Origin of the sequence: Desulfovibrio sp., from assembly GCF_019424165.1 — a bacterium.
In the GTDB taxonomy this organism is placed as follows: domain Bacteria; phylum Desulfobacterota; class Desulfovibrionia; order Desulfovibrionales; family Desulfovibrionaceae; genus Desulfovibrio.
Genome location: NZ_JAHZAA010000011.1, coordinates 71,615 through 72,660, shown reverse-complemented (window position 1 = coordinate 72,660; position 1,046 = coordinate 71,615). Strand labels below are relative to the sequence as shown.

The 1,046-nt window shown below is 54.8% G+C and carries 1 pseudogene; it reads left to right on the top strand.

Annotated elements, in window-relative coordinates:
• Window positions 1–276 precede the first annotated feature (276 nt).
• Window positions 277–1,046, top strand: a pseudogene (locus tag QZ377_RS06100) (phenylacetate--CoA ligase family protein); the annotation flags it as partial.

Below are 1,046 nucleotides of genomic sequence, written 5' to 3'. Positions count from 1 at the left end.
CAAGCTTGGCAACGAGCCTGTGTATGACAGCCTGCGCCGCCGCTGTGTCATCCAGGGCAAGATCAAAATGCCCCGACGCAAGCCCCGTCGCCCGCAAGGCCCGCAAGGAGGGGCAGGGGGCGCAATGGTGAAGCGGGCTTTATCGCAGCCTGGCACATAGCGTAAAAGTGTGCTATAATATTTTGATATTATTAGACTTAATAAATAGTGCTTGCACTTTGCTGTGGGAGTGGCTATTTTGACCCTTCAATGTAAATCAGGCCATGTGGAGTAGGTATGACCCGTAAAGACCGCACAGAAGGCATATACAGCCGCCGCGAAGTTCTGGATGAGAGCGAGCGCCGCCAGTACTGCCTTATCCAGCTCAAGGACTTGCTCTCCTACGCGTACCGCTATTCGGAAGACGTGAAGAAACGCTTCGACCGTGCGCAGTTCAATGTGGAGAAGTTCAAGACCCTTGCTGACATCAAGCATATTCCCATTCTCAAAAAGAAAGAGCTGATCTTTCTTCAGTCCATGGGGCCGCGTCTGGGCGGACTGCTGACCAAGGATATCGGCGAACTCAAGCGCATTTTTCTTTCCCCCGGCCCCATTTTCGACCCCGAAGACCGTGGCGAAGACTACTGGGGCTATACTGAAGCCTTTTATTCTGTGGGCTTTCGCCCCGGCGACGCGGTGCAGAATACCTTCAACTATCAGTTGACGCCTGCGGGCCTCATGTTTGAAGAGCCGTTGCGCAACCTGGGCTGTGCGGTTATTCCCGCAGGGCCCACCGATGCCGCCACCCAACTGGACATCATGCAGAAGCTGCGCGTATCCGGCTATGTGGGTACGCCGAGCTTTTTGATGCATCTGGCGCAAAAGGCCGAAGAAAAGGGCCTCAATCTGCGTAAGGATCTCTTTCTGGAGGTGGCCTTTGTCACCGGCGAGCGTCTTTCCGAAAAAATGCGTTCGCAGATGGAAAAGAAGTACGACCTTGTCATGCGGCAAGGCTACGGCACGGCTGACGTGGGCTGCATCGGCTACGAATGCTTCCACAAGACCGG